This window comes from Limosilactobacillus secaliphilus, assembly GCF_001437055.1.
In the GTDB taxonomy this organism is placed as follows: Bacteria; Bacillota; Bacilli; order Lactobacillales; family Lactobacillaceae; genus Limosilactobacillus; species Limosilactobacillus secaliphilus.
The window spans coordinates 1-16,392 of the sequence record NZ_JQBW01000005.1 but is presented as its reverse complement, the minus strand read 5'-3'; the positions used below and the strand labels follow the sequence as shown (position 1 = coordinate 16,392).

General features: G+C 50.8%; 13 protein-coding genes. 11 read left to right on the top strand and 2 right to left on the bottom strand.

Translation table 11 applies throughout. The features are described from left to right. Window positions 1-5: 5 nt before the first annotated feature. Both IV45_RS01460 and cbpA read right to left on the bottom strand, forming a co-directional pair. Complete coding sequence (locus IV45_RS01460) at window positions 6-1,184, bottom strand: MFS transporter (RefSeq protein WP_057739967.1); 1,179 nt, start codon at window positions 1,182-1,184, stop codon at window positions 6-8. A 229-nt stretch (window positions 1,185-1,413) separates the two neighbouring features. Beyond that, window positions 1,414-2,046 carry a cyclic di-AMP binding protein CbpA gene (cbpA, locus tag IV45_RS01455; RefSeq protein ID WP_057739965.1) on the bottom strand — a complete coding sequence of 211 codons (633 nt, stop codon included), beginning with the start codon at window positions 2,044-2,046 and terminating at the stop codon, window positions 1,414-1,416. A 198-nt stretch (window positions 2,047-2,244) separates the two neighbouring features. Here cbpA and pth point away from each other — a divergent pair, with 198 nt between their 5' ends. The 11 genes from pth to lysS all read left to right on the top strand — a co-directional run bounded on the left by pth (window position 2,245) and on the right by lysS (window position 15,600). Then, window positions 2,245-2,805: an aminoacyl-tRNA hydrolase gene (pth, locus tag IV45_RS01450; protein ID WP_057740168.1), complete on the top strand. Its 561-nt coding sequence runs from the start codon at window positions 2,245-2,247 to the stop codon at window positions 2,803-2,805. Between the two features lie 19 nt (window positions 2,806-2,824). Further along, window positions 2,825-6,355, top strand: a complete 3,531-nt coding sequence (gene mfd / locus IV45_RS01445) for a transcription-repair coupling factor (protein ID WP_057739963.1) — start codon at window positions 2,825-2,827, stop codon at window positions 6,353-6,355. Between the two features lie 15 nt (window positions 6,356-6,370). Beyond that, complete coding sequence (locus tag IV45_RS01440) at window positions 6,371-6,649, top strand: RNA-binding S4 domain-containing protein (protein WP_057739961.1); 279 nt, start codon at window positions 6,371-6,373, stop codon at window positions 6,647-6,649. 162 nt (window positions 6,650-6,811) lie between these two features. Next, a complete protein-coding gene (locus IV45_RS01435) occupies window positions 6,812-7,180 on the top strand; it encodes an FtsB family cell division protein (RefSeq protein WP_057739959.1) in 369 nt (122 codons plus the stop codon). 142 nt (window positions 7,181-7,322) lie between these two features. Then, a complete protein-coding gene (locus IV45_RS01430) occupies window positions 7,323-7,814 on the top strand; it encodes a S1 domain-containing RNA-binding protein (protein ID WP_057739956.1) in 492 nt (163 codons plus the stop codon). Beyond that, on the top strand, window positions 7,814-9,184 hold the full coding sequence (gene tilS / locus IV45_RS01425; RefSeq protein WP_083487231.1) for a tRNA lysidine(34) synthetase TilS: 1,371 nt from the start codon (window positions 7,814-7,816) through the stop codon (window positions 9,182-9,184). The genes IV45_RS01430 and tilS overlap by 1 nt, the downstream gene beginning before the upstream one ends. 2 nt (window positions 9,185-9,186) lie before the next feature. After that, on the top strand, window positions 9,187-9,738 hold the full coding sequence (gene hpt / locus IV45_RS01420; RefSeq protein ID WP_057740166.1) for a hypoxanthine phosphoribosyltransferase: 552 nt from the start codon (window positions 9,187-9,189) through the stop codon (window positions 9,736-9,738). Between the two features lie 79 nt (window positions 9,739-9,817). Then, a complete protein-coding gene (gene ftsH, locus IV45_RS01415; protein ID WP_083487230.1) occupies window positions 9,818-12,025 on the top strand; it encodes an ATP-dependent zinc metalloprotease FtsH in 2,208 nt (735 codons plus the stop codon). A gap of 96 nt (window positions 12,026-12,121) precedes the next feature. Continuing rightward, the gene (hslO, locus tag IV45_RS01410) at window positions 12,122-13,015 is read left to right on the top strand and encodes an Hsp33 family molecular chaperone HslO (RefSeq protein WP_057739952.1); all 894 of its coding nucleotides are present in this window, start codon (window positions 12,122-12,124) and stop codon (window positions 13,013-13,015) included. A gap of 68 nt (window positions 13,016-13,083) precedes the next feature. Continuing rightward, window positions 13,084-14,070, top strand: a complete 987-nt coding sequence (dusB, locus tag IV45_RS01405; protein ID WP_057739950.1) for a tRNA dihydrouridine synthase DusB — start codon at window positions 13,084-13,086, stop codon at window positions 14,068-14,070. A 33-nt stretch (window positions 14,071-14,103) separates the two neighbouring features. Continuing rightward, a complete protein-coding gene (gene lysS / locus IV45_RS01400) occupies window positions 14,104-15,600 on the top strand; it encodes a lysine--tRNA ligase (RefSeq protein ID WP_057739948.1) in 1,497 nt (498 codons plus the stop codon). The last annotated feature ends 792 nt before the right edge of the window (window positions 15,601-16,392 follow it).

Genomic DNA, 16,392 nt, shown 5'->3' with positions numbered 1-16,392 from the left:
GTTGATTACTCCTTTGTTTGCTTTGACTGTGTGGAGACATTGATTAAGCAGTGGGAACTGATGATGGCGATTAGAGCGAACAGCGCACCAATATAGCCAATCTGCCCAATCGTCAGAAAGTTGACGCTGATGGAAGCCGTCAATGAACCCAATGACACACCGATGTTAGTACAGATCGGGTTCAGCGACGAGGACAGGTTGATCGCCTGCGGGTAGTCACGGTCAGCCACATTCAAGAACATGACTTGCAGGATGGAACCAGGCATGCCCAACAGGAAACAGATTAAGCAGAGCAAGGCGATACCCATCCAGGCAACCTTGAAGACGCTGTCCATTAGCAGCAAGAGGACGAAGACGCCGGCACTGATCCAGGTCAGCTTGGTGATACCGAAGTGGTTGACGATGATTCCGGCGCAGGTGTTGCCGAGGATGAAGGTGATACCGACCAGCCCCAGCAGGAAACTTAATTGCGTGTTGGAGAAGCCCAGCACGGTGGTGATGATTGGGCGGATGTAGGTGTAGAAAGTATATTCAGCGGTCATCAACGCAATCATGACCACGATGCCAAGGTAAATCCGCCGGTCAGTCAAGAGGTTCAACTGGTTGCCCAGGTTACTGCTGGCCTGTTGAGTGTGCTTGGGCGTCAACCAGAAGAGCAGCCCCCCAACGACGATCGTTAAAAATGAGATCAACAAAAAGCTAAGCCGCCAGGAAGCGACGTTGCTGATGGCTGTGCCGATGGGGACCCCGACAATCGTTGCGATGGAAAAACCGGCGAAGGTCGCTGCCACCAGCATTGCCCGCTTTTCCATCGGCGCAACAATGCTGACAAAGACCAGAATCAGAGAAATGATGGATCCGGCCACCGCTGCCGTCAGAATCCGGGAGACAAACAGCCAGAACAAGTTAGGGGCCAAAGCGGTCAGCGTGTTGCCCAGCAAGAAGACCAATAACAGGGTCATCAAGACTTTGAAGCGGTTGAAGCGGCTGGTCAGCATGGTGATCAATGGCGTACAGATGGCATAGATGATGGCAAAACTGGTGACTAAGAAGCCCACCGCCGATAACGATGCCGAGTAGCTTTTGGCGATGTCTGACAAGACCCCGACCACCATGAATTCATTACAGCCGAGCAGGAAGGCCACGAGGACAAACACCGTCGACTGCAAACGATATTTAGACAAATAATCTCCTCCTTTAGATTAGGTACATTGTTAATATAAGCCATCCAAACAGAAGGATGCAAGCTTATGTATAGAAAATCCTATACATCTCTATATGACTGCTGCAAATTTGGGGATAAAAAGAGCGTGACCAAAACCATCAATGACTTCGGCCACGCTTGAGCAACAAGCGGCGCAGATTAATTGTTAGCAGATATGTAACGACCGCATTAGTTGACCTGCGAATGGATCAACGGTGCAGGTCTTCAATTTCGGGAACTTCATAGCCCTTACGGTTGAGGCGCTTGATGATTCGGTCAACCAAGCCGCGGTCAACGTCGGACGGGAGGGTAAACAGGATCTGCTTGCCCGGCTTGTCGTCTGAGTTCAACGAGATGACGTTGGCAATCTGGCAAAAACGGCTGATTTCCTTAGCAACCCGGACTAAGTCACCACGTTCGTCGCTGACGGAGACGTTCAAAACGTAGCTGCCGTTGTGGACGTTCCAGGCTTCGGCCAGCAGGCGCAACAGGCTGTTGTGGGTGATGATGCCGAAGAAGTGATTGTCATCATCCAGGACCGCAATGTAAGGCAGGTCACGGATGGTGAAGAAGACGTTGTAGAAGGCGGCGTTCTTGTTGATGAACTTCGTGGAGTTCTTGAGCAGGGCGGTTACCGGCAGGTTCATGTCGCCGCCACGGGACTTGTGCCGGTAAATGTGCATCTTGTAGATGTTGCCCCGGAAAATCTGACCGGTCGAATCGAGGACGGGGACACAGCGGTAGCCCGAATCTTCCAAGGTGGCGAGAGCCTGTGCTAAGGTGGCGTCTTCGTTTAAGGTTGTCAGCTGACTCTTGGGTTTAATTAATGAATCAAAGATCATGATGATAGCTCCATTCCTGCCAATTTACTATGATTTATCTTAACATAATTATTAAAAAGTGATGAGAAATCTTGACGCTTTTGATTTTGCTTTCAACTCCTGATTTCGTATAATGAAGAGCGGAATAAATATTGAGCTGGACAGGCCTAGATTGGCTTGGTCGGCCTTTTTGCATTTTATTAAAGGATCTGATGAATGATGAAAATGATCGTCGGCTTAGGAAATATTGGGACCCGCTACGATGAAACGCGGCACAATACCGGCTTTATGGTGGTGGACCAAATGGCATTGGACTACCATCTGGGCGCATTTAAGCACGCCAAGGTGGAGGCTGTCATTGCCAGCGGGATGATCGGTACAGAGCGCGTGTTACTGGTCAAGCCAACGACCTTTATGAACGATTCCGGCCGGGCGGTGAAACCCTTGGTTGATTACTACAAGATTGACTTGGACGACTTGATGGTGATCCAAGACGATTTGGACATGAAGGTCGGCGCGCTGCGGATTAAGGACCACGGCAAGTCCGGCGGCCACAACGGGATCAAGAGCCTGATTCAATACCTGGGGACGGACAAGTTTAACCGGATCAAACTGGGCATTGACCATCCAAAAGTGGGAACGGTTGTCGGCCATGTTTTGGGTAAGTTCAACCCCGACGAACGGCCGAAGTTTGACGATGCGGTGGCAAAGGCTGAGAATGCCCTTGCTGACTGGGTCCATGGAGCGACCGTCAACGAACTGATGAATAAGTATAACTAATTAAGAACGGAGGAATTGTATGCGCCTGACAGCACTGCTCAATAAAACACCATTATTTGAAAAAATTATGAGCGCAGTGGCTCCGGGGAAGAAAGAATTGGTCACTGGACTTTCCGGATCGGCGCAGACCCTCTTTCTGGCAACTTCCTTGGAGCACCTCGAACGGCCCCTGCTGGTAGTCGTTGATAGTCTGGAACACATGCAGGAGTTAGCCAGCGACCTGGAAAACCTGTTGACCGACACGCAGGTTTACCAGTTCCCGGTTGAGGAGTCCGTGGCAATGGAACTGGCAACCAGCTCGCCAAACTTTCGCTTGCAGCGGGTGCAGGCTCTGAACGCCTTGCAGGGCGACCAGCCAGCTATTATCGTTACGGCCACGGCTGGCTTGCGGCGGAAACTGATTGCACCGGCGGACTTCAAGAAGGCCCAGTTGTCCTTGAAAGTTGGGGGTCAACTGGATCCGGAGAAGGCGGCCGTCCAGCTCAGCGCGATGGGTTACCGGCGGGCCAAGTTGGTGGCGGCACCAGGTGACTTTGCCATCCGGGGTTCGATTGTCGACATCTATGCTCTGAATACCGCTCACCCCGTCCGTGTCGACCTCTTTGATACCGACATCGATTCACTCCGTTTCTTCGATGCTAGCAGTCAACGCAGTCTGAAGAACATCAAGGAAGTTGAGATCCTACCGGCCACCGACCTGATCCTGGCCAAGGGTGAGGAAAGCCGGGTACATAAGACATTGCAGGCCGACTTTAAGCAGCTGACCAAGTTGGCCAAAGATGACACGGATGCCCGCCAGATTGAAAACCACTTTCGGCCCCTCTTGTCCGGCCTGGATCAAGGCTGGGTTGACGCGGGGCTGCTGACTTACAGCGACGTGTTATACCCGCAACCATCCTCATTGTTGGACTACCTAGGCAAGGACGGGGTGGTTGTGGTTAACGACCGCACCCGGATCGACGACAGTAACCAACAACTGGCGGCCGACGAACAGTCTTGGATCAACGAACGGGTTAAGTATCATCACCGCTTGCATGATGGTGAACTGGGCCAAGATGCACTTGACTTATTGAGCCACGACCGGCACGCCCAAATTCTGCTGGCCCTCTTCAAGAAGGGACTGGGCGCTCAACGGCTCAACGCATTGAACGAGTTGACGAGCCGGTCCATGCAGCACTTCTTCGGTCAAATGGAACTGCTGAAGGGTGAGTTAACCCGCTGGCAAGAACAGGGCGCAACGGTGGTCATCCTGACGGCGAGTGACGAACGCCGGGAACAGGTTGGCAAGACGCTGGATGAATTTGGCGTCCGGGCCTTAGAGAGCCGGATGGACGACCTGCAGGAACACCAGGTCCAACTGGTCGCTGCCAGCCTGCATAACGGTTTTGAGTTGCCGGCCGCCAACCTGGTCGTGATCACGGAAGCGGAAATGTTCCGCCAAGTAAAGAAGCGTCGTCTGCGGCCACAGAAACTGGCGAACGCCGAGCGGATCAAGAACTACACTGACTTGAAGCCGGGTGACTACGTGGTCCACGTTAATCACGGGATCGGTCTCTTTGCCGGGATCAAAACGATGACCGTCGATGGCATCCACCAAGACTACATGGTCATCAATTATCGTGATCACGCCCAAATCTTCGTGCCCGTCACGCAGCTAAACCTGGTCCAGAAGTATGTTTCTTCAGAGGACCGCAAGCCGCACATCAACAAGCTGGGCGGTAACGAATGGGCCAAGACCAAGCGCCGGGTTGCCCAAAAGGTGGAAGACATCGCGGGCGACCTGGTGGACCTGTACGCTAAACGGCAGACGGAGAAGGGCTTTGCTTTTCCGAAGGACGATTACCTGCAGGAAAAGTTTGACCATGAATTCCCATACACGGAGACGAAGGACCAGCTGCGCAGCATCAAAGAAGTCAAGCAGGATATGGAATCGGACAAGCCGATGGACCGCCTGCTGGTTGGTGACGTTGGCTACGGGAAAACTGAAGTGGCCTTGCGGGCGATCTTCAAAGCCGTGACCGGGGGCAAACAGGTGGCCTTCCTAGTGCCGACCACCATCCTGGCCCAGCAGCACTTCGATACGATGCAGGAACGCTTCGAGGGTTTCCCGATCAAGATCGAAATGATGTCGCGTTTCCGGACGCCTAAGCAGCTCAAGGAGATTGACAAGGGCCTGGCTGATGGCTCGATCGATGTGGTCGTGGGCACCCACCGGATTCTGTCCAAGGATGTCCACTTCAAGAACCTGGGCCTCCTGATTGTCGACGAAGAGCAGCGTTTCGGGGTTAAGCACAAGGAACGCTTGAAGAAGATGCAGTCCAACGTGGACGTTTTAACCCTGACGGCGACACCGATTCCGCGGACTTTGCATATGTCCATGCTGGGTGTGCGGGACCTGTCGATTCTGGAAACCCCACCATCGGGCCGTTTTCCAATTCAAACTTACGTGCTGGAGCAGAATGCCATGGCCATCCGTGACGGTATCCGCCGGGAATTGAAGCGGGGCGGCCAAGTCTACTACCTCCACAACCGGGTCAACGACATCGAACGGGTGGTTCAAAACATCCAGCAGCTGGTCCCCGAAGCACGTGTTGCTTACGTTCACGGGCAGATGAGTGAAGAGCAGTTGGAAAGCGTGATGTATGACTTTATCCGGGGCGACTATGATGTCTTGGTAACGACCTCCATCATTGAAACCGGGGTCGACATTCCTAACGTCAACACTCTGTTCGTGGAGAACGCCGACCGGATGGGGCTGGCCCAGTTGTACCAGATCCGGGGACGGATTGGCCGGAGCAGCCGCGTTGCCTATGCCTACTTCATGTATCAGCCAAACAAGGTTCTGACAGAGCCTGGTGAGAAACGGTTGGCGGCAATTAGGGACTTCACGGAGTTGGGTAGCGGCTTCAAGATTGCGATGCGCGACCTGTCCATCCGTGGGGCCGGCAACCTGCTGGGCAAGCAACAGCACGGCTTCATCGATTCCGTCGGCTACGACCTCTATTCCGACATGCTGGCGGATGCCGTAGCCAAGAAGCAGGGCAAGAAACAGGCCACCCACTCCAATTCTGAGGTGGACCTGTCCGTGGAAGCTTACCTGCCGAGCGACTATATTAGCGACCAGCGCCAGAAGATTGAGTTGTACAAGACAATCCGCAAGGCGGAAGATGACGACGAGATGCTGGAGATCCAGGGTGATCTGATGGACCGCTTTGGTGACTACCCGCAGCCGGTTGCCAATCTCTTGACGGTCGGCCAGATCAAGCTGCACGCTGACGAGGCGCTGCTGGAAAAGATTCAACAAAAAGACGACAACCTGTACCTGACCTTCAACCAACAGGCGAGCGCCATCATCAAGGGGGTCGACCTGCTGAAGACGATTGCCAAGACGGACTTCAAGGCCAGCCTGGGCGAAGACGACGGCAAGTTAACGGTGCGCTTGATTATTCAGCCTAAGACGAAGCAAACAACCTGGCTCCATGATTTGCTCGACCTGGTTACTAAGTGGGGCGACATGGTTCAGGACCAGTTGACAGCAAAAGCAGAATGAAATGAGGAAAAATACATGCGATTAGATAAATTTTTAAAAGTATCACGAATTATTAAACGACGCTCAGTGGCCAAAAAGATCGCTGACCAGGGGCGGATTTTTATTAACGACAAGGTGGCTAAATCCTCGTCAAACGTGGCAGTCGGCGACCTCTTGACCATTAAGTTCGGTAACAAGACGGAGAAGGTCAAGATCAACCGGATTGTTGAAACGACAAAGAAGGATGAGGCTGAATCAATGTATGAAATCGTTGACGAAAGCTACGAACACGACTACGATGACGGGGTTTATTAAGCTGATATAATGATCAATTGTGGCCTAAATTTGATGACCAGCTGATTTTTCAAGACCACAGAATGTTTACAAATTGTCACCTAGTTTTGCTTGTCAACTAGACAATCAACGGGTGAGCTTGCTATACTTTTTTTAACGATTAATTAATTGGGGACGGCAGTTATGAAGCAGCATAAAAGTAACGTTACGCGGATCGATACGCCTTTCGTTAGGGCCAAAAATGCACAACAAAAAGTGGATCATAGCTATCGCTACCGTGTTCATATGCGGCGGGCGAAAATCATTTGCAGCGTCTTTTTCGTTCTAGTGTTGTTCTTCGGTGTTCAGATTTGGACCAGCAAGCGGCAACTAGCTTCGGTTAACCGCGAGATTCACAGCGCCCATGTTGAGTTGAACAAGAAGAAGGCCACAAACCGGTCCCTGAAGAAGCAAGTCAAGAAGCTGCACAATCCTGAGTATCTGCAAGCAATGCTTAGGCAGAAATATCACTATTCCAAAGATGGCGAGACCATCTATTCATTTGTTAAGTAATCAAGTTAAAAACAAGCTCCAGTTTTCAAAATTTTTGAGTGCTGGAGCTTCTTTTGTCCTTGCGCCGCCTTTAAATTGGGGGCGCGTCTATGCTATACTATTAGCCAATTGATTTAATCTAAATAGGAGGATTTCCTAGTTCATGGCTGTTGAAGTTGGGTCCAAAATTAAGGGTAAAGTTTCTGGAATTACTAATTTTGGTGCCTTTGTTGATTTTGGCGATCACGAGACCGGTTTAGTACACATTAGCCAGGTTTCCGACCGCTTTATTAAGGATATTCATGATGTGCTGTCGGTAGGTGATGAAGTCGAAGCCAAAGTGATCAAAGTTGGCGACGACGGCAAGATTGCCTTATCGATGAAGCAGCTGCATGATGACGAACATGAAAATCGTCACGAACATTCGCATCGTGATTTTCATGATCATCGTGAACACGATCATCAGAATTTTGAACACCGTCGCCCGCATTATCACCACGAACGCCGCGGCTACAGTGCTCTTAATGGTGATCGGGGCAACGAGCATTTTAATGATATGCTTGCCAATTATATGAAAGAAAGCGAATCACGGCTTTCCACCTTGAAGCGTCAAACTGACGGTAAGCGGGGTGGCCGTGGTGGCCGGCGGAGCTAATGGCACCGCTAGTTATGCATTTGAAGCGGTGCCTGTCCGGGTGCCGCTTTTTTGCTCCCGAGGCGACGGTGGTCGTGGCAGTGTCGACGGGGGTAGATTCGATGACCCTGTTGACGGCCTTGCAAGACCTACTGCCGGCGTCCCAGATTGTGGTGGCCCACGTCAACCATCACTTGCGCGCACAAAGCCTTCAGGAAGAACAATACCTCCGCGCTTATTGTCAAGAACATGGCTTGCGATTGGCAGTCGATGAGTGGCAAAAACACCCCGAACACGGCCTGGAAGCGGCTGGCCGGGCGGAACGTTACCGCTTCTTTAAAAAGGTTTTGCAAAAGTCTCAGTCGCACATCCTCTTGTTGGCCCACCAACGAGATGAATTGTTCGAGACAATTATGATGCAGCTGTTGCGGGGTGGCCGGATTGAACAACTGACGGGCATCCAACCGGCACGTAATTTTGACCACGGCCGAGCAATGATCTTACGGCCATGGCTGGACATCAGTAAGGCCGACTTGATCGCGTTTGCTCATGAACGGTCAGTGAAGTGGTTTGAAGATGTGACCAACCATCAGGAAGGCACCCTGCGGAATCGTTTCCGAAACCGCTACATCCCGGAACTGCTGCAGGAAAATCCGGGTCTGGTCGACCATGTACTGGATTACCGATCGCAACTGGCCGACTTGCTGGCGATCAAAAACGCCTACCTGGATGATCTCTGGCCACGGTTGATTGTGGATGAACAACTGCAGCTCAAATTCTGGGAAACATTGAGTCAGCCGGTGCAGCGAGCGGTGCTTAATCGCTGGCTGGATCGGGCTGGAGTCTATCGCTTGGGCACAGAAGAGTTGGCCACCATCCACACCTGGCTGGTCAATCCGGAAAAGCCGAGTGGTCATTTGAAAATTAACGCCCAAAACGAGTTAATAAAGAACTATTCCACGGCTAAAATACAAAATGTTCCGGAATTAGTGATGAATCACGAGCCATTTGTCGAAACTGTGGTAAAATTTGGGCATTGGAAAAGGCTGAGGACAGCAGGCAAATGTTTGGTTAGCCAAACGCCCTTGGAAAAGCAGGCGCCGGTAGCCGAAATATGGCTGCGTGATGATCAACTGCCACTCAAATGGCGGCTGGCACGCAGTAAAGATCAGTTGCGACTGAAAAACGGTGGTCACCAATCCGTACGCCGCTTGCTGATCAATGCCAAAATCGCCCGGGCACAGCGCGCCGAGGTCGTTGTACTCGCGGATGCCCACGATGAGGTCTTGTGGGTGCCGGGTGTGAAAAGTGCTTGGCTTGACCGTAAATCATTTGCCACTCAGCCAGCGGTCGTTGCTTACCTATACCGAAGAAAGAGGATACAAAAATGATGTTGGATAACGATATTGAACGGGTCATCTACAGTCGTGATCAGATTCAGCAGCGGGTTAAGGAACTGGGAAAACAATTGACCCATGATTACGCCGGTAACAAGAATCTGGTCGTGGTCGACGTCTTGACGGGGGCCAGTCTGTTCACCATTGACCTGCTGGAACACATGGATGTTTATTGCCGAATGGACTTTGTGGACGTATCTAGTTATAAAGGAGGTACGTCTTCGACCGGGACGGTGACCTTGCTGCATGACTTGAAGAACGACATTAAGGGCAAGGACGTGCTGATCTGTGAGGACATTGTCGACACCGGCCGGACCCTGAAGTTCTTGATGGACCTTTTGGATGGCCGTGGTGCCAACAGTATCAAGGTTTGCACCATGCTCGACAAGCCATCCGGTCGCTTGGTCGATGCCAAGGCGGATTACGTGGGCTTCAACGTTCCGAATGAATTTCTGGTTGGTTACGGGCTGGATTATGATGGCTACTACCGTAACTTGCCGTATGTCGGTGTTTTGAAGCCAGAAGTTTACGAGCACCACAACGACTAATTAATAGTCAAAGATGGTCAAGTATGCTAAGATAAGGCCATTGTAATTTAATCTTCAAACTGTGAGGTGGGAAGTTGTTATGAACAATAATCGCAGGAATAACGGATTTACTCATAACGTTCTCTTCTATGCAGTAATCTTCTTGTGTATCATGGGGATCGTTTACTACTTCTTTGGTGGTAGCTCGGGCTCCGGACAAAGCAAGAATGTGTCGCAAAGCGAATTTGTATCCGAACTGAAGAGCAATAAGGTGAAGAGCTTCCAGCTCCAGCCAAACGGCGGTGTTTACAAGATCACCGGTACTTACCGCAAGCCACAGTCTGTGGGCAGCGATAACCAAAACGGATTCTCACTGTTGAATCAAAAGGGTTCAACCACCACCAGCTTCCAAAGTTCAGTCTTGCAAAGCGACGTTACCATTTCGCAGCTGCACCGTTATGCTGAAAAGGACAACGTTAAGGTTTCCACGAAGCCGGAAGAGTCCAACAGCATTTGGGTGAACTTGCTGGTAACGGTTGTGCCAATCCTGATCATGGTGTTCTTCTTCTACATGATGATGGGCCAAGCTGGTCAGGGTGGCGGCCGTGGCGTGATGAACTTCGGTAAGAGTCACGTCAAACCGTCAAATGCAAAGGAAAACAAGGTTCGCTTCAGTGACGTTGCTGGGGAAGAGGAAGAAAAGCAGGAATTGGTCGAAGTTGTCGAATTCCTGAAGAACCCGAAGAAATTCATGCGTTTAGGCGCCAAGATTCCATCAGGGGTTCTTTTGGAGGGTCCCCCGGGTACTGGTAAGACCCTGTTAGCACGGGCCGTTGCCGGTGAAGCCGGTGTACCATTCTACTCAATTTCTGGTTCTGACTTTGTTGAAATGTTCGTTGGTGTCGGTGCCAGCCGTGTGCGGGATCTGTTTGAAACCGCCAAGAAGAACGCCCCATCAATCATCTTCATTGATGAAATTGATGCCGTTGGGCGGCGGCGTGGCAGCGGCATTGGCGGCGGCCACGATGAACGTGAACAGACGCTGAACCAATTGCTGGTTGAAATGGACGGTTTCCAAGGCGATGAAGGTGTAATCGTCATCGCCGCTACCAACCGTTCAGACGTCTTGGACCCTGCTTTGCTGCGGCCAGGTCGTTTTGACCGGAAGATTCTGGTTGGTCGGCCAGATGTTAAGGGTCGTGAAGCTATTCTGCGGGTTCACGCCAAGAATAAGCCGTTGGCACCTGATGTCGACTTGAAGGAAATCGCTAAGCAGACGCCTGGTTTTGTGGGTGCCGACTTGGCCAACCTGTTGAACGAAGCCGCATTGCTGGCGGCCCGGCGCAACAAGAATCAGATTGACGCCTCGGATATGGATGAAGCGGAAGACCGGGTTATCGCTGGTCCAGCCAAACGGGACCGGGTCGTTTCACCACAAGAACGGCGGACCGTTGCCTACCACGAAGCTGGTCACACGATTGTTGGTCTGGTCTTGAACGATGCGCGGGTTGTTCACAAAGTTACGATTGTGCCGCGTGGACGTGCCGGTGGTTATGCAATCATGCTGCCAAAGGAAGACCAGATGCTGATGAGCAAGAAGAACGCCGAGGAGCAGATCGCCGGATTGATGGGTGGTCGTGCGGCCGAAGAGCTGATCTTCAAGTCCCAGTCGTCTGGTGCTTCTAACGACTTTGAGCAGGCCACTCAGATTGCACGGGCTATGGTTACCCAGTACGGGATGAGCGACAAGATCGGGCCAGTTGAACTGCAGAGTTCCGGCCAGGTCTTCACTGGTCAGGGCTATGATCAGTCGACCTACTCTCAGGAAACGGCTGCCTTGGTTGACAAGGAAGTTCGCCGGATCCTGGTTCAGGGTCACGAACAGGCTCTGCACATCATTGAAACGCACCGTGAACAGCACAAGATCATTGCCGAAGCATTGCTGAAGTACGAGACGCTGGATGAAAAGCAGATCCTGAGTCTGTACAAGACGGGCAAGATGCCAGAACACGATGTGGAAGCGGCAAGTGCTGAACAGCGCGCAACGACTTTCGAAGAAGCTAAGCGGGAATTGGAGCGTCGTGAAAACGAAAAGGATCGGCGCAATAAGGAGAATGAACAGAAGCGGTTGACTGAAAAAGCGGATGCTAGCCATGAGCAGGAGATCAAGGACCTGCAGCCAGCCCAAAGCGATCAGCCAGCAGCCGAGAATTCGGCAGCTGACAGTGGTGCTTCAGCAGCCAGTCAAAGTGCTGACAGTGCCGATGACAGTGACCACAATGATCATTCTGATGACCCAGAAGCTTAAAATGAATTGGAGGATCAGGACTACTTGCCCCATCCTCCTTTTTATTTTGGCAAAATTGTTTACAATAACAGTTGATAACAAGCAAAGGAGACTAACATGGCTGACGATTATTTAGTAAAGAGTGTTGCTGAACATGGCATGTTTCGGGCATATGCCGTCCGGGCAACCAACCTGGTAGAAGAGGCGCATAAGATTCACGACACCTGGTCCACTGCTTCGGCGGCGTTTGGCCGGGCCCTCATTGGCACCCTGCTTTTGTCGACTTCAGGCTTGCAGGGCCAAGAAGGCATGACGGTGAAGATCCAAGGCAACGGCCCGATTGGTTACATGGTGATTGACGGGACTGCACAGGGGACGGTCAAAGGTTACCTGCATAACCCGCACGTTAACCTGCCGCTGAACGCCAAAGGCAAGATCGATGTGTCCGGTGGTGTTGGTAAACAAGGCATTCTGTCCGTGACCAAGATGGCTCCTGGTGACAAGACCCCTTACACCGGGCAGGTTAATCTCGTTTCCGGCGAGTTAGGCGATGATTTCACCTATTACTTGGCTCAATCCGAACAGATTCCTTCATCCGTTGGTCTGTCGGTTTATGTTGATGACCACGACAATGTGACGATGGCCGGGGGCTTCCTCGTCCAGGTTCTGCCTGGTGCCAGTGACCAGCAGATAGCCGATCTGGAAAAGTCCATCAAATCCTTGCCACTGGTTTCTAAGCTCTTGCGGGATGGCAAGACACCGGAAGACATTTTGAAGATGATATTTAAGGGGAAAGACCTGAAGATCCTGGACAAGATGCCGGTTGCCTACCGTTGTGATTGCAGCAAGGAACGGTTTGCCCACGCCCTTGCCAGTGTCAGCAAGAAGGACTTGGAGGCCATGATCAATCAGGATCACGGTGCAGAGGCCGTTTGTCAGTTCTGCCACAAGAAATACCATTTTGACGAAGACGAACTGAAAAAATTGCTCAAAGAGGACCAGAGTAAGTAAAGGCGACTTGCCAGTTTAGTTTTTACTGAGCTACAATACGTTTATTAGACATATAGAGGGGGAACAAGATGGAATGGCACATCGGGGATGTCACAATCCCGAACCAGGTGGTTGTTGCGCCAATGGCTGGTGTGACCAACAAAGCCTTTCGCGTGATCTGTAAAAAGTTCGGCGCGGGCTACGTCGTCTGCGAAATGATTTCCGACCGTGGGATCATGTACCGGAACAAGAAGACCCTGTCGATGATGGATGTTGACCCGCATGAACATCCAATGGGCATCCAGATCTTCGGTGGTACCAAGGAAACGTTGGTGCAGGCGGCCAAATTTGTTGACGAACACACGAGTGCGGACGTGATTGACATCAATATGGGCTGCCCGGTTAACAAGGTGGTCAATACCGATGCCGGTGCACGTTGGCTGTTGGATCCAGATAAAGTCTATGAGATGGTTTCATACGTTGTGGACGCCGTGAAAAAACCGGTGACTGTCAAAATGCGGACGGGCTGGGACGACCAGCACATCTACGCGGTGAAAAATGCTTTGGCCGCAGAACGTGCGGGAGCTTCTGCGATCGCAATGCATGGTCGGACGCGGAAACAGATGTATCGCGGCCATGCTAATTGGCAGATCCTGCATGACGTTGCCGCTGAATTGCACATTCCATTTATGGGCAACGGTGACGTCAAGACGCCTGAAGATGCCAAACGGATGCTCGATGAAGTTGGCTGTGACGCTGTGATGATCGGCCGGGCCGCCATGGGGAATCCGTGGATGCTGACGCGGACCGTTCACTATCTGGAAACCGGTGAGTTGCTGCCGGAAGCGACGCCGGAACAGAAGATCAAGACGGCTAAGGAACACTTGGCGGCATTGTGCGACTTGAAAGGCGAGTACGTAGGCATTCGTGAGTTCCGTGGCCAAGCTGGTTTCTACTTGAAGGGGATTCCGCGTTCGGCACGGACCAAGGTCGCATTGATGTCGGCAACCACTCAGGCGCAAGCGGACGATTTGTTCGACCGCTTCTTAGATAAGTATGAAGAGCACCAGGCTTAGAAAGCTGCTAGAACACATTAGGAGGAATTTTCAATGGGAGAAGAGAAGTTAAATGATCAAATGATCGTGCGTCGGCAGAAGATGCAGGCTTTGCGCGATAAGGGTATTGATCCTTTTGGCCATCGTTTTGATCCGGATCACGACATTTCTTCAGATATTCACACTAAGTATGATAACTATGATGGCGATCTGTTAGCCAAGGAAGGCAATGTCGTTACGGTTGCCGGCCGGATGGTTGCCAAGCGGGGCAGCGGTAAGACGAGTTTTGCCGACTTGCTTGACCGTGGTGGCAAGATCCAATTCTATGTACGTCAGGATATTGTCGGCGATGACGATTACCAAATCTTCAAGGATTCTGACATTGGTGACTTCTGGGGCATTACTGGTGACCTCTTCAAGACCCGTGCCGGTGAATTGACGATTCGGGCCCACAAGATTACTTTCCTGACCAAGGCATTGCGGCCACTGCCAGATAAGTACCATGGTTTGGCTGATCCTGAACTGGTTTACCGTCAGCGTTATCTTGATTTGATCACTAACCGGGACAGCTTTGACCGCTTCATTACCCGGACCAAGATCATCAAGGCCATTCGTCGTTACATGGACAACAACCACTTTACGGAAGTTGAAACGCCAATTCTGGAAAACGTTGCTTCCGGGGCCGAAGCGCGTCCATTTGTTACCCACCACAACGCTTTGAACATTGACATGTACCTGCGGATTGCTACGGAACTGCGCTTGAAGCGTCTGATCGTTGGTGGCATGGAACGGGTTTACGAACTCGGCCGAGTCTTCCGTAACGAAGGGATGGACCCATACCACAACCCTGAATTTGATACCATGGAAACCTATGCCGCCTACTTTGACTTCAATGATGTCATGGATGAAACGGAAGGGATCTTCAAGGCTGCTGCCAAGGTGGTTGCTAACGATTTGAAGATCAATTACCACGGTACTGAATTGGACTTCGGCAAGCCATTTGCCCGGATGCACATGGTTGATGCCATCAAGAAGTACACTGGTGTCGACTTCTGGCAGAAGATGAGCCTGGAAGATGCTCGTAAGCTGGCTGACGAACACGGAGTTGAATACGAAAGTTGGTGGAAGGTTGGTCACATCATCAACGCCTTCTTCGAAACTCTGGTTCAGGACAAGTTGCAGCAGCCAATCTTCATTTACGGTCACCCAAAGGAAATTTCACCATTGGCTCACATCAATCGTGAAGATCACCGCTTCACTGACCGGTTCGAACTGTACATTGTCGGTAAGGAATACGCTAACGCCTTTACTGAATTGAACGACCCAATCGACCAACGGCAGCGGTTCGAGGCCGAAGCCAAGGAACACGCCGAAGGTAACGACGAATACCAGCCAATCGACGAAGACTTTGTAGAAGCTCTGGAATACGGTATGCCGCCGACGGGAGGTCTTGGTGTTGGTATCGACCGGCTGGTTATGCTGATGACCGATGCTAAGTCCATTCGTGACGTTCTCTTCTTCCCAACCATGCGGCCAAAGAAGGACAACTAATCGAATCGTTACGATATAAACAGAAGACGAGGGAAACATCCCTCGTCTTTTTTTTATTTGCTAGCAGGTAACTAGGAAGGGGAGTATTTTGTAGCTGATGGCTGAGTGGCAGTTGTCTGCTCGGCGGGTTTCATAATCGTGACTTGTCAGTGATAAGGGTGGTTCATCAGTAGTGGTAAGGCATGCCGTCTGTTAGCGTTATGCTCCTGCAGTAGGCTCGATTGTCAGGAAGTGTTTTGCATGCATACACGCGATATTCTGCTAGTTCGCATCGTTAAATCACTTGATTGGGCCCGGCAAAACTTTTTCAAAAAACTTTTTGGCTGGTAAAGTTCATAAATAGAAGACCACAGAACGTGATAACGAGAATCGGCAGAGATTAAGTTCGGCTTTCACCATTAGATGACTAATCAATCAAGTATAAAGTTCGAAAAACACGAATTAATGATGGAAAAATCGGCGTAATTTATTGTTGACACCTAATGGGAATGCCTGTATATTAGTAAACGTTGTTAAGGAGATCGGTTCTTTGATTTCTTCAACAACTTAATCAAATAAATTAACTATTGACAGATGTTAATTTACTGATTATAATAATTATTGCTGGTTGATCTATTCTTCCAGCATGGTAGACCTTTGAAAACTGAACAAAGTTTCGACGAATCAAATGTGTAGGGTCCTTGATCATTTTGATCGAGGCAATAACATTTGCGAAGTCAATTCGCTTAACTAATATTTTTTGAGAGCTATCTCAAATTCTTATTTTTACATGAGAGTTTGATCCTGGCTCAG

Bases quoted from the DNA above. Each gene is read 5' to 3' on its own strand.
- IV45_RS01440 (WP_057739961.1), top strand. From the start codon at position 6,371: ATGCGATTAGATAAATTTTTAAAAGTATCACGAATTATTAAACGACGC.
- lysS (WP_057739948.1), top strand. From the start codon at position 14,104: ATGGGAGAAGAGAAGTTAAATGATCAAATGATCGTGCGTCGGCAGAAG.
- IV45_RS01435 (WP_057739959.1), top strand. From the start codon at position 6,812: ATGAAGCAGCATAAAAGTAACGTTACGCGGATCGATACGCCTTTCGTT.
- ftsH (WP_083487230.1), top strand. From the start codon at position 9,818: ATGAACAATAATCGCAGGAATAACGGATTTACTCATAACGTTCTCTTC.
- IV45_RS01430 (WP_057739956.1), top strand. From the start codon at position 7,323: ATGGCTGTTGAAGTTGGGTCCAAAATTAAGGGTAAAGTTTCTGGAATT.
- pth (WP_057740168.1), top strand. From the start codon at position 2,245: ATGAAAATGATCGTCGGCTTAGGAAATATTGGGACCCGCTACGATGAA.
- tilS (WP_083487231.1), top strand. From the start codon at position 7,814: ATGGCACCGCTAGTTATGCATTTGAAGCGGTGCCTGTCCGGGTGCCGC.
- dusB (WP_057739950.1), top strand. From the start codon at position 13,084: ATGGAATGGCACATCGGGGATGTCACAATCCCGAACCAGGTGGTTGTT.
- hslO (WP_057739952.1), top strand. From the start codon at position 12,122: ATGGCTGACGATTATTTAGTAAAGAGTGTTGCTGAACATGGCATGTTT.
- mfd (WP_057739963.1), top strand. From the start codon at position 2,825: ATGCGCCTGACAGCACTGCTCAATAAAACACCATTATTTGAAAAAATT.
- cbpA (WP_057739965.1), bottom strand. From the start codon at position 2,046: ATGATCTTTGATTCATTAATTAAACCCAAGAGTCAGCTGACAACCTTA.